This window comes from Curvibacter fontanus (genome assembly GCF_054780335.1).
The window spans coordinates 1-20,804 of the sequence record NZ_BAAGWN010000042.1 but is presented as its reverse complement, the minus strand read 5'-3'; the positions used below and the strand labels follow the sequence as shown (position 1 = coordinate 20,804).

Below are 20,804 nucleotides of genomic sequence, written 5' to 3'. Positions count from 1 at the left end.
GATGGCGCGCACCGCCGCCTCACTGCGCGCCCGTCTGCTGAGCTGGATCCTGCCGCCGCTGGCGGGGCTGATCGCCATCAATGCCTGGGTGGCCTACGGCAATGCCATCGAAGCCAGCAATGAGGCCTACGACCGGGCCCTCTACCTGGCCAGCCGGGCCCTGGCCGAGGAGCTGGTGTGGCGCGAGGGCGCACTGCAGGTCAACGTGCTGCGCGCCGCCGGTTACCTGCTGGAGAACCACACCGGCGCACGCCTCTACTACCGCATCAGCGACGCCAGCGGCCGGCAGCTGGCAGGGGAAGCCACCCTGCCAGCTGCCGGCCCCGAACCGGCGGCCAGCGTCAAATACTACGCCCTGGTGCAGTTCGAGGATGGACAGTTCCGGGGCCGCCCCGTGCGCCTGGCCCATCTCACCCATGTGCTGGAGGACGAGCAGGACCGGCCGCACATCCTGAAGATCAGCGTCGCGGAAACCCTGGAAACGCGCCAGCAGATGGTGCAGTTGCAATTGCGCGAGACCCTGGTCAGCCAGACCCTGCTGCTGCTGGCGGCGGGACTGCTCGTGATTGCCGGTGTGCAGCACGGCATCCGGCCCCTGGAAAACTTCCGCCAGCGCCTGGCCGAGCGGGGTGACGACGATCTCTCCCCCATCCACCCCCCGGACCTGCCGCGCGAGCTGCGCCCGCTGGTGGGAACGCTCAACAGCTATCTGGCGCGCCTGGGCCGGCTGATCGACATCCGCAAACGCTTTCTGGACAATGCCGCGCACCAGCTGCGCACGCCGCTGACGGTGCTCAAGACACAGCTGGCTCTGGCCGACCGCGAGAGTTCGGCACTGGCTGCGGCGCGCAAAACGACCGATGAGGCCGTGCGACTGACCGAGCAGCTGCTGGCCATGACCCGCGCCGAACATGCTGGCGAAATGCATGCCTCCGCCGCCGGAACGTCCGTGGACCTGGTGCCCCTGGCACGGCAGGTGATCCAGGAATACCTGCCGCGCGCACTGCAGCGTGGCGACGACCTGGGCTTCGAAACCAGCGTGGACCGCTGCGAGGCGCCCGGCACCGAAGCCCTGCTGCACGAAGCTCTCGGCAACCTGATCGACAATGCCTTGCACCACACTCCCGCAGGCACGCGTGTCACCGTGCGCGTGGGGCCCTCCTGGGTGGAGGTGGAAGACACGGGCCCGGGCATCGCCCCCGAGCATCAAGCCCATGTGTTCGAACGTTTCTACCGGGCCGCATCCCCGTCGGTGCGCGGCAGCGGCCTGGGCCTGGCCATCGTGCGGGAAATCGCGCAGCAGTATGGCGCGCAGGTCACACTGCGCAGTGCCCAGGCACCGGATCAGGGTACGGCCGTGCGGCTGACCTGGGGCAAGGACCCGGCCATTTGACGGGCCTCAGGCAGACGAAGCCTGCCTGGCCTTGAGCTGGCGCGCGGCCATGGCGTAACCACCGTCACCGCCATCGACGAAATGGACGTGTTGCGTCATGGAGCGCACAAAGCAGGTCATCAGGGCATGGTCACTGGAATGCAGGCCGTAATCCACCTGCCCGGCGTCCTGCAGCGCCTGCAGGGACGCTTCCAGCGCCTGGGCTTGTGACTCGGTGACGTCCAGCACGGCACGAAACACATCATCGAACTTCAGATGGTCCGTGTTGTCCAGCAGGCCGGTCACGTACCGGCCTGCAGCGGTCCGCTCATCCGCCGCCTGCCGGCGCAGCAGCCGCGAGAACAGGCCAGTCAGCGCCCACAGGCCCGCATGGCACAGGGCACGCAGCCAGGACCGTTGGTGTTTGAGCCGGAGTTCGGTGCCCAGATGGCTCGGCGGCCAGCTCAGGGGCAGGTTGTCGCGACGCACCGGGTTCGCCTGGGGGATCAGGGCCTCGATCTGCGCCAGCAAGCCCCGCAACTGGCTGAGATCGTCGTGCTTCGCTCGCACGATCAGTGTGAGGATGCGGCCGTTGCGCGACGGCACATCGTTCCAGCGACACTCCAGGCCCTGGACCGAGGGATTGCGTCGGCGCTTCGATGAGACGGCATACAGCTGCGGATGGTCTTTCACCAGCGCATCGGCCAGGGACAAGCCACCCCCCGAAAAGAGCGCCATGTCAAAACCCGCGGACAAATGTCGCCGGGCCACCAGCAGATCGCTGCCCAGGGCCCGGATCGTCTTGACGGGCACGCGACCAACGCGCAATTGCAGGCCCAGGGCCGGCGCGGTCTGTTCGCTCAAGCCCAGCAGGACAGCGCCCACCGCGGCCTGCAGGGACGGTGGCACGACGAAGGCGGCACCATCGCCCCCGAAGCTGTAAGGAATGCGGTCGTCGCGGCAGGCGTTGGTGACCGCCACGATACAGGCCACGCCCAGGGCATTGACCGTCTTGTAGCGGCCGGCGGCAATGGCCGGGGTCGACTGCGCCACGTCGGCCACGAAGACGACCCAGTCGTCCGGCAGCGGCGTATAGGACGCACCGCGGATCCAGTCGGCCAGCCGGGTGACCTGACCCGCCTGCAGGTAGGGATCGAGATCTTGCGCCATGCCGTGCTGCTCAGGCGCTGAACAGGAAGTTCATCACGTCGCCGTCCTTGACGACGTACTCCTTGCCTTCGGCGCGCATCTTGCCGGCGTCCTTGGCGCCCTGCTCGCCCTTGCAGGCGATGAAGTCCTCGAAGCCGATGGTCTGGGCGCGGATGTAGCCCTTCTCGAAATCGGTGTGGATCACGCCGGCGGCCTGCGGCCCGGTGTCGCCCACATGGATGGTCCAGGCCCGCACTTCCTTGACGCCGGCGGTGAAGTAGGTCTGCAGGCCCAGCAGCGTGTAGGCCGCGCGGATCAGGCGGTTCAGGCCGGGCTCGCTCTGCCCGAGTTCCTCCAGGAACATCTGGCGGTCCTCGTCGCTCATCTCGGCCATCTCGGCCTCGAGCTTGGCGCAGATCGCCACCACCGGCGCGTTCTGCGTGGCGGCATATGCCTTCAGGCGGTCCAGGTAGGGGTTGTTCTCGAAGCCGTCTTCGCTCACGTTGCCGACGAACATGGCGGGCTTGGCCGTGATGAAGAAGAACTGCTTGAGCAGGGGCTGTTCTTCCTTGCTGAACTCGACCGTGCGCACCGGCTTGCCTTCGTTGAGCGCGGCCTGACATTTCTCCAGGATGGCCACCAGCTTGATCGATTCCTTGTCGCCCGAGCGCGCCGTCTTGGTCACGCGGTGCAGGGCCTTCTCGGCCGCGCCCAGGTCGGCCAGGCACAGCTCGGTCTGGATCACCTCGATGTCCGAGACCGGGTCCACCTTGCCTGCCACGTGGATCACGTTGTCGTCGGCAAAACAGCGCACCACGTTGACGATGGCATCGGTCTCGCGGATATGGGCCAGGAACTTGTTGCCCAGGCCCTCACCGGTGCTGGCGCCGGCCACCAGGCCGGCGATGTCGACGAACTCGACGATGGCCGGCACGATGCGTTCGGGCTTCACGATGTCCGACAGCTGCTGCAGGCGCGGGTCCGGCACCTCGACCACACCCACATTGGGCTCGATGGTGCAGAAGGGGTAGTTCTCCGCCGCGATGCCCGCCTTGGTCAGGGCATTGAACAGGGTGGATTTACCGACATTGGGCAGGCCGACGATGCCGCACTTGAGAGACATGGAATTCCTTTGAAATCAACCCCCTCCGCACCATCTGCCCCATACGGACAGGGTGGGCACACCCGACCGCGCCTGGCGCGAACGGGCGGCAAACGCATCAAACCAAGTGGAGGATGCCATTGTCGAGGAAGTTGTCCTCGTTTTGCCCAGGGGAAACTGGCGCCAATTGTACTGATCGGCGAATCACGGCGCCGTCGCGCCAGGACGCGAGGGCACCGGCATCAAAGCTCCTGCGCCTCCTGCATGGCCCGCGTTTGCAGCAGGCCGGTGGCACGGACCAGCACCTGCCAGCGCTCAAGCTCCGTTTTCACATGCCGCAGCAGTTGCTCCGGCGTGCTGGTCTTGACCTGCGCGCCATCCTGCTCCATGCGCGAGCGCACCTCCGGGTCTTCCAGCACCTGGTTCAAGGCCTGGTTCAATTTCATGATGACGGGTGCGGGCGTCCCGGCGGGCGCAAACAAGGCATACCACTGTGTCAATTCAAGCCCCTGGATGCCCAGCTCCGACAGGGTGGGCACGCCAGGCCAGGCGCTCAGGCGGGCGGCCGAGGCCACGGCCAAGGGCCTGAGCTTGCCGCTCTTCAGGTAAGGCAGGGCACTGAACAGGCTGGGGAACATCCATTGCGACTGGCCCCGCACCATCGCGCCGATGGCGGGCGCGGCGCCTGCATGGTGCAGGCCTTCCTGCCCCGCCACCCCCAGGGTTCGCAGGAACATCTCGGCGGCCAGGTGGGGGAGGGTCCCCTCGCCCGCCGAGGCATAGTGCTGACGCCCCGCCGCGGAGGACTGCAGCAGTTTGATCAGCGCGGGCACATCCTGCACCGGCAGCGCCGTGTTGACGACCAGCACCGTGGGGGAATACCCCACCAGGCCCACCGGCGCAAAATCCTTGAGGGGGTCATAACGCAAGGTTTGCAGTACCGGGTTGATGCCATGGGTGGCGATGTAGCCGAACATCAGGGTGTGGCCGTCGCGCCGGGAGGCCGCCACGTACTCGGCCGCCACACTGCCGTTGGCGCCCGTGCGGTTCTCCACACTCACGACGTGCCCCAGTGCGGGCCCGAGTTTGCGCGTCAGGATGCGGGCCATGGTGTCGTTGCCGCCGCCGGCGCTGGTGGGAACAATGATCCTGACCTCCTCCTGCGGGAAAGGTTCCGGTTCCGCGGCCGGGTCTGCGCCTGCCTCGGCCGTCCTGGCCGGGAAGACATACGCCGGCAGGTGCATCTCCCCCTGCATGATCTTGCGGGCCGTGCGCACCAGGGCGGCGCGCACGACGGCCACGTCGTCGCCCTGCGCCGCGATCTCGACATCCAGGTCGATCTGGCCTTGCGGATGGACGACCGCCAGCGGATGGCGCCCGGGGGCCCTGGCCACGCCGCTGGCCACCGTGCCGGGCAGTGCAAAAGCCGTGCTGACCCCGATGGCCCCGGTCACCGCATGCGAGGCGTGGCATTGGTGGGGGGTGAAATAGCGCGAGACGATGCTGTCGGGATGGTCCCCGGGGCTGACCAGCACGGGTTTGGGGATCACACTGTGGGTGACGTCGCCGAGCCCCATGCGCGCGCCCATCAGGATGCGCAGTTTTTCGATGCGCCCGAGCAGGGTCGCATGAGCGTCCAGTTCCGCGGGGCGCTCGCGGCCGGTGACGCCCAGATCACTGGCACGCAGGATCATCAGGGGCATGGCCGCATCGATGCAGGTCACCTCCAGGCCGTCCACCACATCGATACGCTGGCCCGTGGGAAACACCTTGCCCGTGACGGCGCCCCAGGCGTCCAGGAAGTTCAGCAGGATGGGCGCGGCCGTTCCCGCCACGCCATCGATCCGGGCGTCGCCTTCGTAGGTGACCTGACGGCCAGGGGTGCATACGGTGGACTCGATGGTCGCGCCGGTGTTGACGTTGTGGATGCGCACGGTGGTGCGGCCTTCTTCGGCCGGCACCAGGCCCTGCTCGATCGCGAAGGGCGCCACGCCGGCCAGCATGTTGCCGCAATTCGGACGGGTGTCCACCGACTGGTGGCCCACCCCCACCTGCGCAAACAGGTAGTCCAGATCGCAACCGGGCCGCGAGGACCGCGACACGATCGCCACCTTGCTGTTGAGCGTGCTGCCGCCACCCACCCCGTCCAGTTGCAAGGGATCGGACGCACCGATGGCGCCAATCAGGACCTGGTCACGCTCCTGCTCGTTCTCGGGCAGCCATTCGCGCAGGAAAAACGGACCGCGGGAGGTGCCCGCGCGCATCAGCACACAAGGGATCTTTCTGCCGGACATGCGGCTCAATCCGCTGCCAGCCCGGCACGCTGCACCACGCCCCGCCATTTCGCGAGATCGGTTTTCACCAGCTCGGCCAACTGCTCGGGCGTGCTGGCCTCCACATCCGCCCCATGGCCTTCGATGCGCTTGACGATCTCCGGGTCCACCAGCGCCTTGTTCAAGGCCTGGTTCAGCCTGACGATGATCTCCCTGGGGGTCCCGGCCGGGGCAAAGAGCCCGTACCATTGGTCGACCTCGACACCCTCCACGCCCAGTTCCTTCAGCGTGGGCACGTCCGGCAGCACCTGCGAGCGACGCGATCCGGCGATGGCCAGCGCCTTGAGCTTGCCCGCCTTGACGTAGGGCAGCGCGGTGAACAGGCTGGGAAACATCAGCTGGGTCTGCCCGCTGATGGTGTCCATGACGGCCGGCGCAGAGCCTTTGTAGGGCACGTGCAGCAGGCGGGTCCGGGTCGAGAGCTTGAACAGTTCCGCCGTGAAGTGGGGAGCGGTGCCATTGCCCGCCGAAGCAAAGCTGTAGGCATCCGGTTGGTCCTTGACCATCCGGACCAGGTCCTTCACATCCCTGGCTTTCACGGCGGGGTTGAGCACCATGAGGGTGGGCGAATACCCCACGCGGCCGACCGGCTCGAAGTCCTTGACGGGGTCGTAGCGCAGCTTCTGCAGTGCGGGGTTCATCGCATGGGTGGCGATGTAGCCAAACATCAGCGTGTGGCCGTCCGGCGCCGCCCGGGCCACGTATTCCGCCGCCAGAGCGCCATTCGCACCCGCCTTGTTGTCGACGATGACCGGCCGCTGGAGCAGCACACTCATTTTTTGACCGATCGTTCGGGCCATGGCGTCATTGCCCCCGCCGGCGGCGGTTGGAACGACGATCGTGATCGGACGCTCGCCTTGTGCATGACTGGAAACTGCAGCCCAGGCCATCACGCAGGCCAGCAGCAACTGGAATTGGGATCTCATCTTTCACCTTCCTTCGTGTCGCCTCTTTCACCGGAAAGAGGGCTTGAAAACGGATGGGGCGAATGGTGCAAGAAATCCGGACTTTATTGAAGTGCAACTTTTACTATCATTGATGCATGAAATACATCAATTTCGATCTGCATCAGCTGCAGGCCTTCATTGCCGTAGCCGAGCGGGGGAGTTTCCGGGCGGCCGCCGAACAGATCCACCTGTCACCGCCCGCCCTGAGCCGGCGCATAGAAAAGCTCGAGTCCATCATCGGAACGAAGTTGTTCAACCGGACCACACGGGAGGTCGAACTTACCAGCCTGGGACGCATCTTTCTGGACCGGGCCAGATCTGCCGTCGACGACCTGGAGTCGGCGATGCTGGGGATATCCGACATCGCCGCCACCCGCAGCGGCCGCGTCACGGTGGCCTGCGTTCCCTCGGCCGCCCTTTACTTTCTGCCGCAGGTCATCAGCAGCTTCTCACTCAAATACCCGGCCCTGCGCATCCGGGTCATCGATGAATCCATGAACCAGACGCTGCAAAGCGTGTTGTCCGGAGAATCCGACTTCGGCATCGGTTTCATGAGCACCTTGATGCCCGAGATCCACTTTGAAGGCATCCACAACGACCCCTTCGTCATCGCGATGCGACGCGAGCACCCGCTGGCCACGCGCAAGTCCGTCAGCTGGTCCGCCATCGCAGCGGAGCGGCTCATCTCCGTGGCGCGCAGCAGCGGCAACCGGCAACTGCTGGACGATGTGCTGGCCAAGGCGGGGATCCAACCCAATTTCGCCTTCGAGGTCAGCCATATCGGCACCCTGCTCGGCATGGTTGAAGCCGGCCTGGGGCTGGCTGCGGTTCCACGCATGGCCTTGCCCGCAAACCACAGTGTCGTCATCGGATTGCCGCTGAAAAACCCCACGATCTCGCGCAGCCTGGGCCTGCTCACGCGGCAGGGCCTTTCACTGCGGCCCGCCGCTGCCATGTTTCACGAGCATCTTTCCGTGGCCCTCAGAAGACGTCGGCCTCAACTCGAACCGCTACCCCGCTAGCCGGCTGCAAGCACCACCCGAAAACTCCGCCTGCGATCGATCAGCGTCAGCCAACCCGTCGGTCCGGGCGTTAAAGAACTGCTTGCCGGCAGCTACTGCCCCGCCCGAAAATGCCAACCCGAACCACCCATGAACCATCGACACACCGCCTTCCTGGTCTTGGTCCTCAGCCCGGCCCTTGCTCTGCTCACCGGTTGCGCCAGCCGCGGCTCGCGCAGCCCGGATGCCCGCCCCGTGCTGTACCCCAACGCCGCCTTCAAGCAGATGGGGGAGACCCGGGCCCTGGAAGAGCTCGACGTCTGCATGGGCTCGGCCAGCCGCGCCGGCCTGACCCCCGATGAAAAGGACAATGCCGCCGGGCGCGGTGCGGCCAAGGGCGCCGCCGTGGTTGGCACGGCAGCCGCCGTGGGCTCGCTGATCCGCGGCCGCGGCATCGACGGTGTGGCCACCGCCGGCGCCCGGGGGGCCGTGGTGGGCGGCTCGGTCGGCGCGGTGGCGGGTGCCATGAGCGAAAAACCAAACATGACCTACCGCCACTTCGTGCAGCGCTGTGCGGCCGAAAGCGGCCTCGAAGTCATAGGCTGGCAATGAGCCCGGTTAACCGCCGGGATCGCCTCAGTCGAAGCGGTAGTTCGCGCTGACGGTCTGGCCGACACGCAGCACGGTATCCACACCAGCGCTGACGATGGTGTTCATGCCGAAGGTGACCGCGCCGTTCACGCGCGCATCCTGCCGGTAGCCCTGCAGGGTGTCGCTCACCTCGGGGCTGCTGCGCGCCGTGTCGGGGTCGATATTGGGAATCGGGCAGCGCGGGCAGGGCTTGACCGGCGTCAGCACGGCCGGCCCCCCGGCGGTGGCGAACTGCAAGGGGCCCACACGGTCCTCGTCATGGGCCTCCAGCCCTTCGAGCACGATATTGGGCCGGAAGCGCCGGATGTCCACGGGCGCATGGCCCTGCGCCTGCAGCCGCTCATTGAGCCCCGCGAGTGCGGACTGGCCCAGCACGAGCACGGGGTAGCCGTCGCTGAACTGGTTGGGCGCCTCCACGCCGCCGGTCCACTGCAGGCTGGACAGGCGCCGGTGCTCCGGGTCGAAACGCACCAGGCGGTATTTGGGCGCATCGGCACGCGGCAGGCCCTGCGCGTTGAGCCCCAGGAAATCGGTGAACCACTGGGCCGCGATGTCGCCCATGTCGTAGGCCGGCACCACGTCGTTCCAGACGCGCACACGGGTCGACGCCTCGACGGCGTCCACCAGCAGGTGCAGGGCCAGCATGCCGGGCGCGCGCAGCTGCAGCTCGGTGCCGCCGCGCTTGAAGGCCGGCTGGATCAGGGCCAAACGCGGTTCCTCGCGCTGGGTCACGAACTCGCCCTCGCTGTCCACCACCATCCAGGCACGGTCCAGGTCCAGGCCGGTCTCGGTGAGCAGGACCTCGGGCATCTCGATGCCCGCGCAGGACTTGATCGGGTAGACAAAAAGGCGGGCGATGCGGGCCTGCACGTCGGCAGGGATTGTGGAGGAAGCACTCACGGTTCGATTTCCTGAAAGACGGACAACAGGACCGATTCTGCCCTGCCTTTAGAGCCTGATCACGGCCTCGCAGGGGCCGCGCAAGCGCCTTGCCGGGATGGGATGCAAGGCGCAAAACGAAGTCGGGCTTCATGTCCGGCGAGGCTTTGCAACGCCGCAGACCGCCCGGCAAAAGGTTTGCCCTTCGGGTTGGGGTGTCGTGATCTTGGCGGCCAACTCATCCCGATTGCGCCCCAACGCGCCCCCTGCGAGACCGCGATCAGGCTCTTACAATGCCGGCATGCCCCAAGCCCTGGACATCTGCATACGCGGCAGCGGCATCGTCGGCCGCACCCTGGCCCTGCTGCTGGCGCGCGAACGCCTGCGCGTCGGCCTGGTCGAAGCACCCGCCGCGCCCACCCCGAGCGCCGACGTGCGCGCCTACGCCCTGAACCGCACTTCGCGTGAACTGCTGGAGAGCGTGCGCGCCTGGCCCGAGGACGAAACCGCCGCCACCCCCGTACAACACATGCAGGTCTGGGGCGACCGCGGCAGCGAGCTGAACTTCGACGCCGCCCCGCTGGGTTCACCCGCCCTGACCTGGATCGTCGACGTGCCCGTGCTTGAGGCTCGGCTGGCCGAGGCCGTGCGCTACCAGCCCCAGATCGCGGTGCTCACGGCCCCCGCCCCGGCCAGGCTCACCGTGGTCTGCGAAGGCCGCGTCAGCAGCACCCGGGTCGAATTCGGCGTCGATTTCGACGTCACTCCCTATCCACAGCACGCCCTGGCCACCCGCCTGCACTGTGAAAAACCGCACGGCCAGATCGCTCGCCAGTGGTTTGCTGAGGGCGAAATCCTTGCTTTTCTACCTTTGGGCGGCCCGCAAGGGAACTCCGTAGCCGTGGTCTGGTCTGTCTCTACAGAGCGGGCCGCGCAACTGCAGCAGCTGGAGCCAGCCGCTTTCTGCACGGAACTGACCCGGGCCAGCAAGCAGGCCCTGGGCACGCTGAGCCTGAGCAGCGAACGCAAGACTTGGTCGCTGCAGAAGGCGCAGGCCCGGCAGTGGTCGGGCCGCAGCGCAGACGGCGCCTGGGTGCTGGCCGGTGACGCGGCGCACAACGTGCATCCGCTGGCCGGCCAGGGGCTCAATCTGGGCCTGGCCGATGCGGCGGAACTCACGCGCGTGCTGCACGGTCGCGAGTACTGGCGCGGCGTGGACGACAGCAGGCTGCTGCGTCGTTATGAACGGACCCGCAAGGCCGGCATGCTGGCCCTGGACGTCGGCATGGATGGGCTGCAGTTGCTGTTTGCCCGCGAAGGTGAGGTCTGGAGCGCGCTGCGCAACTGGGGCCTGCAGGGTGTGGAACGCAGCGGGATGTTGAAGAACTGGCTGGCGCGACGCGCCATGAATTTTTGAAAGCTGATGCGATGAAGAACCTGTCCAAACCCCTGCTGGCGGGCCTGCTGGCCCTGCTGACCCTGTCTTCCATGGCGCAGGAAGCTGCCATCCGCAAAAGCATCCAGGAGCGCCTGCCTGATTGGCCCAGGATCGACGAAGTCAACAAGACCCCGATGCCCGGCCTGTACGAAATCCGCATCAATGGCGTCCAGATCTTCTACACAGACGCGGCAGGGAACTATCTGATCGAGGGCGGCAGCCTGGTCGATCTGCGCCAGCGCCGCAACCTGACCGAGGAACGCATGGACAAGCTGACCGCCATCAGCTTCGATGACCTGCCGGTGAAAGACGCCTTTACGGTCGTGCGCGGCAATGGCACACGCAAGGTGGCCATCTTTGCCGATCCGAATTGCGGCTACTGCAAGCATTTCGAGCGCGAGCTCGCCAATGTCGACAACATCACCATCCACACTTTCCTCTACCCCATCCTCAGCAGGGACTCGGCCGAGAAGTCCAGAAACATCTGGTGCGCCAAGGATCGCAACAAGAGCTGGCAAGACTGGATGTTGAATGACCAGGTCCCGCCCCCCCTCAATTGTGATGCCGGGGCCATTGCCCGCAACCTGACTCTGGGACGCAAGCACAACGTCACGGGTACACCGACCTTGATTTTTGCCGACGGCAAGCGGGTGTCAGGCGCCCTGCCTATGCAGCAGTTCGAAAAACAACTGAGTAGCGCGACACGCTGAGCACCCATCCAACGACCCCATGCCACGCACCTTCAGTTCACCGGCTCCCCTGCGCTATCAAATCCGGCCTGCCGACCTGCACGCCCACCTCTATCACGTCACGCTCACTGTCACGCAACCGCAGCCCGGGCAATGCGTGACCCTGCCGGTCTGGATCCCCGGCAGCTACCTGCTACGTGAATTCTCGAAAAACCTGCAGAAGTTCCAGGCCCGACAAGGCCGACGGCGGCTCACGCCGCAACAGCTCGACAAATGCCGCTGGCAGATCGACTGCGACCCCCAGCAAGCGCTCGAACTGAGCTACGAGGTCTACGCCTTCGATAACTCGGTGCGCACCGCCTGGCTTGATGCCACGCGCGGTTTCTTCAACAGCACCAGCCTGTGCCTGCGCGTCGAGGGCCAGGAAGACGCCCCCCACGAACTGACGCTGCTGGCGGGCGCCGCGCCCGCCAACTGGTCGATCGCCAGCGGACTGACGCCCCTCAAGACCGATCGCCGCGGTTTCGGTCGCTACCGTGCAACGAATTACGACGAACTGGCCGACTGCCCTTTCGAACTCGGCACTTTCTGGAGCAGCGGCTTCAGGGCGGGCGGCGTGACGCACCGCTTCGTCGTGACCGGCGCCCCGCCCAGTTTCGACGGCACGCGCCTGCTGGCCGATGCCCAGCGCATCTGCGACACCGCCATCCGCTTCTGGCACGCAGGCGGGCGGGCCACCGGCCGCAGCGGCAGGCCCCCCTTCGCCAGCTATGTGTTCATGCTCAATGCCACCGACGACGGCTACGGCGGTCTGGAGCATCGCAATTCCACCGCCCTCATCTGCGCTCGCCGGGACCTGCCGCGCACCGAGACCAAACCGGGTGAGGGTTACACCACCTTGCTGGGCCTGATCAGCCACGAGTACTTCCACAGCTGGAACGTCAAGCGCCTGCGCCCGACCGAGTTCACGCGCTATGACTACACGCAGGAGAACTACACCGAACTGCTCTGGTTCTTCGAAGGTTTCACCAGCTACTACGACGATCTGCTGCTGCGCCGCGCCGGCCTGATCGACGACACCGCCTACCTGCGCCTGCTCAACAAGACCGTCAACCAGCTGCAGCAGACACCGGGCCGCCTCGTGCAATCGGTGGCCCAGGCCAGCTTCGATGCCTGGGTCAAGTACTACCGGGTCGACGAGAACACGCCCAACGCCACGGTCAGCTATTACGGCAAGGGGGCGCTGGTCGCCCTGTGCCTGGACCTGACGCTGCGCTCCGAAGGGCAGCACACACTGGACGAGGTCATGCGCGCGCTCTGGTTGCGCTGCCAGGCCGGCCCCATGGCCGAGAGCGATCTGCTGGCCGTGCTACAGGAACTGAGCGGCCGCTCCTGGGCACGCGAGTTCAAACGCTGGGTGCACGGCACCGCCGAACTGCCCTTGCGCGAACTGCTGGAGCGCCATGGCGTGGCCATCCACGAAGAACCCGCCCAGCTGGCGCAAGGTCTGGGCTTGCGCGTGAGTGAATCCGGCGGCTCGATCCAGATCAAGACCGTGCTGCGCGGCGGCGCGGCCGAACTGGCGGGTTTTGCCGCGGGCGACGAATGGCTGGCGGTAGAAGTCGGCAAGGGCAGCGCGCGCAGCAGCTGGCGCCTGCACAAGCTCGACGATCTGCTGCTCTACGCGGGTGGACAGCCACGCGTCCAGGCCCTCGTGTCGCGCGATCGGCGCCTGCTCACGCTGAGCCTGGCCCTGCCACGCGGCGTGCGGACCTGGCGCCTGGCGGCGGCGGACAAACAGAAGATCGGCGCCTGGCTGAACGCCTGAACCCGGCCCCAGGTCAGGCCTGAAGCGTGACCTTCTTGAACTTGCGCTTGCCGACCTGCAGCACATAAGTGCCGGCACCAAGCTTGAGGCCCTTGTCACTGACCACGGCCGAGTCCACGCGCACACCGCCGCCATCGATCAGACGGTTGCCCTCGCCGCTGGAAGCCGCCAGGCCGGTCTGCTTGAGCAGTGCCGCAATGCCCATCGGGCCGCCGTCGAGCGTAACGGTCTGCGCCTCGACCTCGTCCGGAATGCCGCCCTTGCTGCGGTTGATGAAGTCCTGCTCGGCCGCCTCGGCGGCGGCATCTGAGTGAAAGCGCGCCGTGATCTCCTTGGCCAGTTGCACCTTGGCGTCCTTGGGATTGCGCCCCCCGGCAACTTCCTGCTTCAGCTTCTCGATCTCGGCCATGGAACGGAAGCTCAGCAGCGTGTACCAGCGCCACATCAGTTCATCGCTGATCGAGAGCGCCTTGGCGAACATGGTGTTGGCCTCCTCGGTGATGCCGATGTAGTTGTTCTTGGACTTGGACATCTTGTCCACGCCGTCCAGCCCTTCGAGCAGCGGCATGGTCAGGATGCACTGCGGCTCCTGACCGTACTCGGCCTGCAGGTGGCGGCCCATGAGCAGGTTGAACTTCTGGTCGGTGCCGCCGAGCTCCAGGTCGCTCTTGAGCGCCACCGAGTCATAACCCTGCATCAGCGGGTAGAGGAACTCGTGCACCGAGATCGGCGTGCCGGCCTTGAAGCGGTCATGGAAATCGTTGCGCTCCATCATGCGCGCCACGGTGTACCTGGCGGCCAGCTGGATCATGCCCATGGAGCCCAGGGGCAGGCTCCACTCGCTGTTGTAGCGGATCTCGGTTTTCGCCGGGTCCAGCACCAGGCTGGCCTGCCGGTAGTAGGTCTCGGCATTGGCCTTGATCTGCTCGGGCGTGAGCGGCGGGCGCGTGCTGTTGCGTCCCGAAGGATCGCCGATCAGGCTGGTGAAGTCGCCGATCAGGAAGATGACCTGGTGCCCCAGGTCCTGCAACTGACGCATCTTGTTGAGCACCACGGTGTGGCCGATGTGGATGTCGGGCGCGGTCGGATCCAGTCCCAGCTTGATGCGCAGCGGCGTGCCCGTGGCCTCGGAACGGGCCAGCTTCTGCACCCAGTCGGCCTCGGGGATCAGTTCCTCGCAGCCGCGTCGGGTCACGGCGAGCGCCTCGCGGACCCGATCGGTGAGGGGGAAAGTCGACACAGACGCTTGATTCATAAAGATTTTTCGCTCTCGCCCGGAGCCGGGCCGATATACTTGGGACTTGCCCTGAGGCCACGATTTTAAGTGGCGCCGCAAGCCCGGCCGGCCCGGCTTCCGAACCTTCGGCCCACATCCTTGAAGACCACGCTGCCCACCATCCTCCCCGCCACCCTGGCAGCCTTGCGCCAGGTGATCCACCGTCACCCGCGCGGGTTCACGACGGCACTGCTCTGCCTGGCCCTGTTTGGCGGCGGCGCCTATGCACTGGCGGCCGCCGTGGTCACACTGGCGCCCGATGTGGCGCAACTGCCCGTGCATGAAGTCAGCGAGGCCGTCACGCCCCTGCCCCTGCAGGAGCAGCTTGCGACGATCGAACTGCACCACTACCGCCTTTACCGTTCCGATGCCTCCCGCGCCAACGACACCGCCGACACCCTGCTGCGCCGACTGGGGCTGGACGATCCGCAGGCCGCCGAATTTCTGCGCCGCGACACCCTGGTCCACCGCCACCTGCTCGGGCGCACCGGCCGCCAGCTGAGCGCCGAGGCCAGCGAGCGCAACACCCTGCTCCAGCTCACCGCACGCTGGAGCCCCGATGACGACGGCAGTTTCAAGCGCCTCGTGATCGAAAGGTCCGGCAGCACCTTCCAGTCCCGGCTCGAGACGGCCTCGCTGACCGCCTCCATCCGGATCGCCAGCGCCACCATCGACAGCTCCCTGTTCGCTTCGGCGGACGAGGCCAATATCCCTGACGCCGTGGCCATCCAGATCGCCGAGATCTTCTCGGGAGACATCGACTTTCACCGCGAACTGCGCAAGGGCGATCGTTATTCGGTGGTCTATGAGGTGCTGGAAGGTGACGGCGAACCCCTGCGCGCCGGGCGCGTGCTCAACGCCGAGTTCGTCAACGACGGCAAGGCCTACCAGGCCATGTGGTTCCAGGAACCGACCGCTGCTCACCCCAACCCGGTAGAAGAAGGGCGTCCCACGCGCACCCAGGGCCGCAGCGGTTACTACACCCTCGAAGGCCAGAGCCTGAAACGCGCCTATCTGGCCTCGCCGCTGGCCTTCTCGCGCGTGACCAGCGGCTTCAAGATGCGTTTCCACCCCATCCTGAAGAAATGGGCAGCCCACCTGGGGGTGGACTACGCCGCGCCGATCGGCACGCCCGTGCGCAGCGTCGGCGACGGCGTGGTCGAGTTCGCGGGGGTACAGGGCGGCTTCGGCAACGTGGTCTTCATCCGTCACCGCAACAGCCACGTCACGGTCTACGCCCACCTGAGCCGCATCTTCGTCAAGCGTGGTCAACGCGTCGAGCAGGGTCAGAACATCGCCGCCACCGGCGCCTCCGGCTGGGCCACCGGCCCGCACCTGCACTACGAGTTCCGCATCAACGGCCACCACCAGAACCCGCTGGCCATCGCGCGCACCAGCGAGTCCGTCCCGGTCTCCCAGGCCGCCCGCTCGGCCTTCAACCGCCTGGCCGCCGCGGCGCGCCAGCAGTTGGCCGCCGCCCAGCTGCTGGCCGTGCGCTGAGCCCGGCATGCCCGAGTTTTACATCGGCCTCATGTCCGGCACCTCGCTGGACGGTGTGGACGGCGTGCTGGCCGACTGCAGTGCCAGCGGCGCCCGCGTCCTGCAGCATGTCCATCGCCCCTTTCCCGCCGAGCTGGCCGCCGAACTGCTGGTGCTCAACAGCCCGGGCGACAATGAACTGCACCGTGCCGCCCTGGCGGCCAACGCCCTGAACCACGTCTACGCGCAGGTGGTCGAGGCGCTGCTCAAGGCCGCGAACCTGCCCGCCACCGCCATCTCGGCCATCGGCGCCCACGGCCAGACGGTGCGACACCGCCCCGGGGCCTATGACGGCACCGGCTACACCTTGCAGCTCAACAACCCGGCCCTGTTGGCCGAGTTGAGCGGCATCACGGTGGTGGCCGACTTCCGCAGCCGCGATGTCGCTGCCGGGGGCCAGGGCGCCCCCCTGGTGCCGGCTTTCCATCAAGCCCTGTTCGGCCGCTCGGGTCAGACCGTGGCCGTGCTCAATATCGGCGGCATCGCCAACCTCTCGGTACTGCGCGACGACGCGGTGCTGGGCTGGGACTGCGGGCCCGGCAACGCCCTGCTGGACGCCTGGTGCCGGCAGCATACCGGCCGGCCTTTTGACGAGCAGGGCCGCTGGGCGGCCAGCGGGCGTGTGCACGCCGAGCTGCTGCGAGTGCTGCTGCAGGAACCCTATTTCGCCCTGCCCGCCCCCAAGAGCAGCGGGCGCGATCTGTTCAACCCGGCCTGGCTGCTCAGCCAACGGGCCGGTTTCGAAACCTTGCCCGCCGTGGATGTGCAGGCCACACTGACCGAGCTGACCGCCCGTGTCTGCGCCGCCGATGTGCTGCGCCATGCTGCGGGCACTCGCCGCCTGATCGTCTGCGGCGGCGGCGCCCTCAACACCCATCTGATGCTGCGCCTGCAGGCGCATCTGTCTGCGCTGGAGGTCATGTCCTCGGAACAGCAGGGCCTGCCGCCGCTGCAGGTGGAGGCGGCCGCCTTTGCCTGGCTGGCACGCAAGACCCTGCAGCGTGAAACCGGCAGCCTGCAAAGCGTCACGGGCGCCCGAGGCGCCCGTGTGCTGGGTGCGATCTACCCGGCCTGAGCCGGGAAGTCCGCTTAGACGGAGAAAGACGAACCGCAGCCGCAGGTGGTGCTGGCGTTCGGGTTCTTGATCACGAACTGGGCGCCCTGCAGGTCTTCCTTGTAGTCGATCTCGGCGCCCACCAGGTACTGGTAGCTCATGGCGTCGATCAGCAGGGACACGCCGTTCTTGGTCATGGTGGTGTCGTCCTCGTTGGCCACCTCGTCGAAGGTGAAGCCGTACTGGAAACCCGAGCAGCCGCCACCCTGGACGAAAACGCGCAGCTTGAGGTCAGGATTGCCCTCTTCGGCGATCAGGTCGGCCACCTTGGCCGCCGCGCTGTCGGTGAAAAGAATGGGGGCAGGCATCTCGGTCTGGATGGATTCGGCAACGGCGCTCATGGAAGACTCCAGGGGAAAATAAGCTGAGGTAATAGTACACCAGACCGCTCGGGAATTCCCGGCTCAGTTGTTTGCCGCCAACTTCAGTGTGGGCTTTTCCTCCATCATGGCCGGCGTGGGACGCAGCAGGCCGGCGATGATGGCCCCCTGGTGCATTTCCAGGGCGGTGTAGTAGACATCACCCTCGATGCGGGCCTTGGGCTGCAGCTCCAGCATGCGGCGGGCATAAACCGGGCCCTTGACCGTGCCGTTGACGATGACGTGGTCGGCGTGCACCTCGCCCGTGACCGAGGCGGTCTCGGAAATCACGAGGATGCTGTTCTTGTCTTCGTTGGATCGCACATCACCCACCACCGCGCCGTCGACGCGCAGGCCGTCGGTGAAGTGGACATGACCCTCGATGCGGTTGCCATCGGCGATCAGGCTGCGTATGGCGGGCTGCTTTTTCTGGCTGAACATCTGGATTTCCCCATCAGGCTTGAATTACAACTTGATCGACTGCACGGCCTTGACCATGGCGCCGTCCATGACTTTGACACTGACTCCCTTGAGCAGGGTCTGGGGCGGCAGATCGAACACGCCTTCGGCGCGAGCGTACTGTCGCAGCTTAATCGCTTGCGGCCCACCGGGCAAGGTCGCCGCCCAGGGCCGGCCGGCCTGCAGGCCGGAGAAGCTGATCTCCAGCCGGCCCGAGAACTCCGGCGCATTCTTCAAGGGCTGGATCACCAGCACCTGCCACTTGACCTGGCGACCGTCCTGCACCTCGGCCTGCAGGCCGCGGATGGCCAGGGCCTCGGTGCCCACGGTGGGAATGAGCTTCTCGAAAAAGCCCAGGTCGTCACGCAGGCGCTGGTTGTCGACTTCCAGCTGTTTGTTGAGCGTGCTGAGCCGCTCCTGGGCCGCTTTTTCAGCCGTCATCATGGTGGTCGAGGTATTGGCCAGGGCCAGGGCCTTGTCACGCTCCTCCTTCATGGCCGCCAGCTCGCGCTGCAGGTCGGCCACGTCGCGCTCCAGCCGCGCCAGGTACTCGACACGCCCATCGTCGATGCCGGCGATCTCCTTGCCGAACTCGAAAGCCCACAGGCCGACGGCCGCGCAAAACCCCAGCACCACGGCTGCGACGATCCAGCGGAAAGGCCAGGGCAAGGCGCTGCGCACCGACATGCGCGGGGCGCTGACCGTCAGGCGGCGTAGGAACAGTCGCAATCGCATAAGCAGACGAGTCTAGCAGCCACAAAGACCGAGGCCGCCAGAATTTCCATTCTGGCGGCCTCGGTTTTGCAACAGATTGTTTGCCCCTGCGGGCAACAGACAGGCTTAACGCTTGCTGAACTGCTTGCGACGGCGTGCAGAGTGCAGACCGACCTTCTTGCGCTCGACCTCGCGGGCATCACGGGTCACGAAGCCGGCCTGCGACAGGGCGGGCTTGAGCGATGCGTCGTAGTCGATCAGGGCACGCGTGATGCCATGGCGGGTCGCGCCGGCCTGGCCGGACTCACCGCCGCCGTGCACATTGACCTGCACGTCGAAGGTTTCGGCGTGGTTGGTCAGCAAGAGCGGCTGCTTGGCGATCATGATCGAGGTTTCGCGGCCGAAATATTCCTGGATATCCTTGCCGTTGACCGTGATCTTGCCGGTGCCTTTTTTCAGAAACACGCGGGCGACGCTGGACTTGCGACGGCCGGTGCCATTGTTCCATTCACCAATCATCTCAAGGCTCCTTAGATTGCCAACACTTGGGGTTGCTGGGCGGTGTGCGGGTGCTCAGCACCACCGTACACCTTGAGCTTCTTGATCATGGCGTAGCCGAGCGGGCCCTTGGGCAGCATGCCCTTGACGGCCTTCTCGAGTGCGCGGCCGGGGTGCTTGGCCTGCATGTCGCGGAAGTTGGTGGCGTAGATACCGCCGGGGAAACCGGAATGGCGGTAATAAACCTTGTCGAGTTCCTTGGTGCCGGTCACGCGCAGCTTGGCTGCGTTGATGATGACAATGAAGTCACCGGTGTCGACGTGAGGCGTGTAAATGGCCTTGTGTTTGCCGCGCAAACGGAGAGCAACTTCGCTGGCTACTCGTCCGAGGACCTTGTCGGTCGCGTCAATCACAAACCACTCGTGCTTCACGTCAGCGGGTTTGGCGCTGATCGTTTTGGTCATGAGTTTTCTCTGAAAAGAGGGTTTGGGCAGCCCTTTTCCACGGTCGGTTTTCCTCTGTCGGGAATCTCTTAGGTGGGCAGGAAACCTTCGCCGCGGGGCCACGAAAGCGCTGCGAAGCCTGCCATTATACGAGTTTTGGCCCGTCGTGTGGTCCGGGCTGACTCAGGGCGTCGCTGCGGGCTGATTGGCAGGGTTGCGGCTCTCGACGCAGACCGGGCGGTTGTAGTTCTCGGCCTTCAGGCATTCCCGGAACAGGCAGATGGGCCGGCCAAAAACGCCGGAATCCGCGCACAGGGGCTTGAGTGCCGGCCTGGCCGGACGCGCAGCGGCCCGGGGAGCCGAAGCGGGACTGGCGGCCTGGGCCGCCGGCCGGGTTGCCTCCTGGGAAGGCTCGACCGCCTGCGCAGGGGCTGGCGCTGGCGTGGCCACGATCGGCGCGGGCTCTGGCGCTGCGACCAGCGGCGCGTCGTCGAAAAACGGCCCCCAAGCCAGCCCCAGGCCAGTCAGCAGGACGACCGCCCCCGCCAGACGCCAGACCCAGCCACGCCGACGCGGGACAGGAGGATGGGGCGCCACAACGGCGGGCTGGACCCGGGCTTGGGCCTCGGTCCGGGCCAGGGTCGGATCGTGTGAACCCGAGGGCGCCTCACGGACAGGCAGCAGATCGGCGCCGAGCGCGGAGCGCCAATCGAACCTGCCCAGCCCCGCCGGGGCCTGCAGGCCCATTTCCTGCAGGAATTCATGCACGCTCTGCGGCCGCTCGGTCGGTTGCACCACCAGCGCATGGCTGACGGCCTGCACAAAGGCGTCCGAGTATGTCTGGCCGAAGTGCTCACTCACCGTCTTGGCCACGCTTTGCATGGAAGGCATGCTGTCGCGCACCACGCGTGTCGTGGCCGGCAGCGGCGGGTCGTTGCGCAGGCAGCTGTAGACCACGGCCGCCAGGGAGTAGAGGTCGGTCCAGGCGCCCTGCTTCAGATCTTCGGCCTCGG

Annotated in this window: 20 protein-coding genes; 8 read left to right on the top strand and 12 right to left on the bottom strand. The window is 66.4% G+C overall.

Annotated elements, in window-relative coordinates:
- The first annotated feature begins 1 nt into the window (after position 1).
- Complete coding sequence (locus ACYVH8_RS14445) at positions 2–1,393, top strand: sensor histidine kinase (RefSeq protein ID WP_460489511.1); 1,392 nt, start codon at positions 2–4, stop codon at positions 1,391–1,393.
- 6 nt (positions 1,394–1,399) lie between these two features.
- Here ACYVH8_RS14445 and ACYVH8_RS14440 read toward each other — a convergent pair whose 3' ends face one another.
- The 4 genes from ACYVH8_RS14440 to ACYVH8_RS14425 all read right to left on the bottom strand — a co-directional run bounded on the left by ACYVH8_RS14440 (position 1,400) and on the right by ACYVH8_RS14425 (position 6,882).
- Positions 1,400–2,542 (bottom strand): DUF3095 family protein, encoded by a 1,143-nt coding sequence (locus tag ACYVH8_RS14440; RefSeq protein ID WP_460489510.1) that lies wholly within the window; start codon positions 2,540–2,542, stop codon positions 1,400–1,402.
- A gap of 10 nt (positions 2,543–2,552) precedes the next feature.
- A complete protein-coding gene (gene ychF, locus ACYVH8_RS14435; protein WP_460489509.1) occupies positions 2,553–3,644 on the bottom strand; it encodes a redox-regulated ATPase YchF in 1,092 nt (363 codons plus the stop codon).
- A 221-nt stretch (positions 3,645–3,865) separates the two neighbouring features.
- On the bottom strand, positions 3,866–5,917 hold the full coding sequence (locus tag ACYVH8_RS14430; RefSeq protein ID WP_460489508.1) for a 4-oxalomesaconate tautomerase: 2,052 nt from the start codon (positions 5,915–5,917) through the stop codon (positions 3,866–3,868).
- A gap of 5 nt (positions 5,918–5,922) precedes the next feature.
- On the bottom strand, positions 5,923–6,882 hold the full coding sequence (locus ACYVH8_RS14425) for a Bug family tripartite tricarboxylate transporter substrate binding protein (RefSeq protein WP_460489507.1): 960 nt from the start codon (positions 6,880–6,882) through the stop codon (positions 5,923–5,925).
- Between the two features lie 116 nt (positions 6,883–6,998).
- Between ACYVH8_RS14425 and ACYVH8_RS14420 the strand changes: the two genes are divergently transcribed.
- Both ACYVH8_RS14420 and ACYVH8_RS14415 read left to right on the top strand, forming a co-directional pair.
- Positions 6,999–7,925 (top strand): LysR family transcriptional regulator, encoded by a 927-nt coding sequence (locus ACYVH8_RS14420; protein ID WP_460489506.1) that lies wholly within the window; start codon positions 6,999–7,001, stop codon positions 7,923–7,925.
- 129 nt (positions 7,926–8,054) lie between these two features.
- Positions 8,055–8,516: a glycine zipper family protein gene (locus ACYVH8_RS14415; protein WP_460489505.1), complete on the top strand. Its 462-nt coding sequence runs from the start codon at positions 8,055–8,057 to the stop codon at positions 8,514–8,516.
- A gap of 24 nt (positions 8,517–8,540) precedes the next feature.
- On the opposite strand, the gene ACYVH8_RS14410 is transcribed toward ACYVH8_RS14415, so the two are convergent.
- Entirely contained in the window at positions 8,541–9,455 is a 915-nt protein-coding gene (locus ACYVH8_RS14410) for an MOSC domain-containing protein (RefSeq protein WP_460489504.1), read from the bottom strand.
- Positions 9,456–9,735: 280 nt separating this feature from the next.
- Here ACYVH8_RS14410 and ACYVH8_RS14405 point away from each other — a divergent pair, with 280 nt between their 5' ends.
- From ACYVH8_RS14405 to ACYVH8_RS14395, 3 genes are read left to right on the top strand one after another with little or no spacing between them, the layout of a single operon-like run.
- Positions 9,736–10,851, top strand: a complete 1,116-nt coding sequence (locus ACYVH8_RS14405) for an FAD-dependent monooxygenase (RefSeq protein ID WP_460489503.1) — start codon at positions 9,736–9,738, stop codon at positions 10,849–10,851.
- 11 nt (positions 10,852–10,862) lie between these two features.
- Positions 10,863–11,582: a DsbC family protein gene (locus tag ACYVH8_RS14400; RefSeq protein WP_460489502.1), complete on the top strand. Its 720-nt coding sequence runs from the start codon at positions 10,863–10,865 to the stop codon at positions 11,580–11,582.
- 19 nt (positions 11,583–11,601) lie between these two features.
- Positions 11,602–13,389 carry a M61 family metallopeptidase gene (locus ACYVH8_RS14395; protein WP_460489501.1) on the top strand — a complete coding sequence of 596 codons (1,788 nt, stop codon included), beginning with the start codon at positions 11,602–11,604 and terminating at the stop codon, positions 13,387–13,389.
- A gap of 13 nt (positions 13,390–13,402) precedes the next feature.
- Here ACYVH8_RS14395 and tyrS read toward each other — a convergent pair whose 3' ends face one another.
- A complete protein-coding gene (gene tyrS / locus ACYVH8_RS14390; RefSeq protein ID WP_460489500.1) occupies positions 13,403–14,644 on the bottom strand; it encodes a tyrosine--tRNA ligase in 1,242 nt (413 codons plus the stop codon).
- Positions 14,645–14,764: 120 nt separating this feature from the next.
- On the opposite strand from tyrS, the gene ACYVH8_RS14385 reads away from it, so the two are divergent.
- On the top strand, positions 14,765–16,165 hold the full coding sequence (locus tag ACYVH8_RS14385) for a peptidoglycan DD-metalloendopeptidase family protein (RefSeq protein WP_460489499.1): 1,401 nt from the start codon (positions 14,765–14,767) through the stop codon (positions 16,163–16,165).
- Between the two features lie 7 nt (positions 16,166–16,172).
- Complete coding sequence (locus ACYVH8_RS14380; RefSeq protein ID WP_460489498.1) at positions 16,173–17,279, top strand: anhydro-N-acetylmuramic acid kinase; 1,107 nt, start codon at positions 16,173–16,175, stop codon at positions 17,277–17,279.
- Positions 17,280–17,293: 14 nt separating this feature from the next.
- On the opposite strand, the gene erpA is transcribed toward ACYVH8_RS14380, so the two are convergent.
- The 6 genes from erpA to ACYVH8_RS14350 form a co-directional block, all read right to left on the bottom strand.
- Positions 17,294–17,659 carry an iron-sulfur cluster insertion protein ErpA gene (erpA, locus tag ACYVH8_RS14375; protein ID WP_460489497.1) on the bottom strand — a complete coding sequence of 122 codons (366 nt, stop codon included), beginning with the start codon at positions 17,657–17,659 and terminating at the stop codon, positions 17,294–17,296.
- A 63-nt stretch (positions 17,660–17,722) separates the two neighbouring features.
- On the bottom strand, positions 17,723–18,118 hold the full coding sequence (locus ACYVH8_RS14370) for a bactofilin family protein (protein ID WP_460489496.1): 396 nt from the start codon (positions 18,116–18,118) through the stop codon (positions 17,723–17,725).
- Positions 18,119–18,142: 24 nt separating this feature from the next.
- Complete coding sequence (locus ACYVH8_RS14365) at positions 18,143–18,871, bottom strand: DUF6776 family protein (RefSeq protein ID WP_460489495.1); 729 nt, start codon at positions 18,869–18,871, stop codon at positions 18,143–18,145.
- A 105-nt stretch (positions 18,872–18,976) separates the two neighbouring features.
- Positions 18,977–19,369 (bottom strand): 30S ribosomal protein S9, encoded by a 393-nt coding sequence (gene rpsI / locus ACYVH8_RS14360; RefSeq protein ID WP_460489494.1) that lies wholly within the window; start codon positions 19,367–19,369, stop codon positions 18,977–18,979.
- 11 nt (positions 19,370–19,380) lie between these two features.
- The gene (gene rplM, locus ACYVH8_RS14355; RefSeq protein WP_460489493.1) at positions 19,381–19,812 is read right to left on the bottom strand and encodes a 50S ribosomal protein L13; all 432 of its coding nucleotides are present in this window, start codon (positions 19,810–19,812) and stop codon (positions 19,381–19,383) included.
- 162 nt (positions 19,813–19,974) lie between these two features.
- On the bottom strand, positions 19,975–20,804 hold an 830-nt coding region (locus tag ACYVH8_RS14350; RefSeq protein ID WP_460489492.1), incomplete at its 5' end, for a serine/threonine-protein kinase.

What these genes read in the sequence shown, in the direction of transcription:
- ACYVH8_RS14445 (WP_460489511.1), top strand. Translation starts at nt 2, where the DNA reads ATGGCGCGCACCGCCGCCTCACTGCGCGCCCGTCTGCTGAGCTGGATC.
- ACYVH8_RS14440 (WP_460489510.1), bottom strand. Translation starts at nt 2,542, where the DNA reads ATGGCGCAAGATCTCGATCCCTACCTGCAGGCGGGTCAGGTCACCCGG.
- ychF (WP_460489509.1), bottom strand. Translation starts at nt 3,644, where the DNA reads ATGTCTCTCAAGTGCGGCATCGTCGGCCTGCCCAATGTCGGTAAATCC.
- ACYVH8_RS14430 (WP_460489508.1), bottom strand. Translation starts at nt 5,917, where the DNA reads ATGTCCGGCAGAAAGATCCCTTGTGTGCTGATGCGCGCGGGCACCTCC.
- ACYVH8_RS14425 (WP_460489507.1), bottom strand. Translation starts at nt 6,882, where the DNA reads ATGAGATCCCAATTCCAGTTGCTGCTGGCCTGCGTGATGGCCTGGGCT.
- ACYVH8_RS14420 (WP_460489506.1), top strand. Translation starts at nt 6,999, where the DNA reads ATGAAATACATCAATTTCGATCTGCATCAGCTGCAGGCCTTCATTGCC.
- ACYVH8_RS14415 (WP_460489505.1), top strand. Translation starts at nt 8,055, where the DNA reads ATGAACCATCGACACACCGCCTTCCTGGTCTTGGTCCTCAGCCCGGCC.
- ACYVH8_RS14405 (WP_460489503.1), top strand. Translation starts at nt 9,736, where the DNA reads ATGCCCCAAGCCCTGGACATCTGCATACGCGGCAGCGGCATCGTCGGC.
- ACYVH8_RS14400 (WP_460489502.1), top strand. Translation starts at nt 10,863, where the DNA reads ATGAAGAACCTGTCCAAACCCCTGCTGGCGGGCCTGCTGGCCCTGCTG.
- ACYVH8_RS14395 (WP_460489501.1), top strand. Translation starts at nt 11,602, where the DNA reads ATGCCACGCACCTTCAGTTCACCGGCTCCCCTGCGCTATCAAATCCGG.
- tyrS (WP_460489500.1), bottom strand. Translation starts at nt 14,644, where the DNA reads ATGAATCAAGCGTCTGTGTCGACTTTCCCCCTCACCGATCGGGTCCGC.
- ACYVH8_RS14380 (WP_460489498.1), top strand. Translation starts at nt 16,173, where the DNA reads ATGCCCGAGTTTTACATCGGCCTCATGTCCGGCACCTCGCTGGACGGT.
- erpA (WP_460489497.1), bottom strand. Translation starts at nt 17,659, where the DNA reads ATGAGCGCCGTTGCCGAATCCATCCAGACCGAGATGCCTGCCCCCATT.
- ACYVH8_RS14370 (WP_460489496.1), bottom strand. Translation starts at nt 18,118, where the DNA reads ATGTTCAGCCAGAAAAAGCAGCCCGCCATACGCAGCCTGATCGCCGAT.
- ACYVH8_RS14365 (WP_460489495.1), bottom strand. Translation starts at nt 18,871, where the DNA reads ATGCGATTGCGACTGTTCCTACGCCGCCTGACGGTCAGCGCCCCGCGC.
- rpsI (WP_460489494.1), bottom strand. Translation starts at nt 19,369, where the DNA reads ATGATTGGTGAATGGAACAATGGCACCGGCCGTCGCAAGTCCAGCGTC.
- rplM (WP_460489493.1), bottom strand. Translation starts at nt 19,812, where the DNA reads ATGACCAAAACGATCAGCGCCAAACCCGCTGACGTGAAGCACGAGTGG.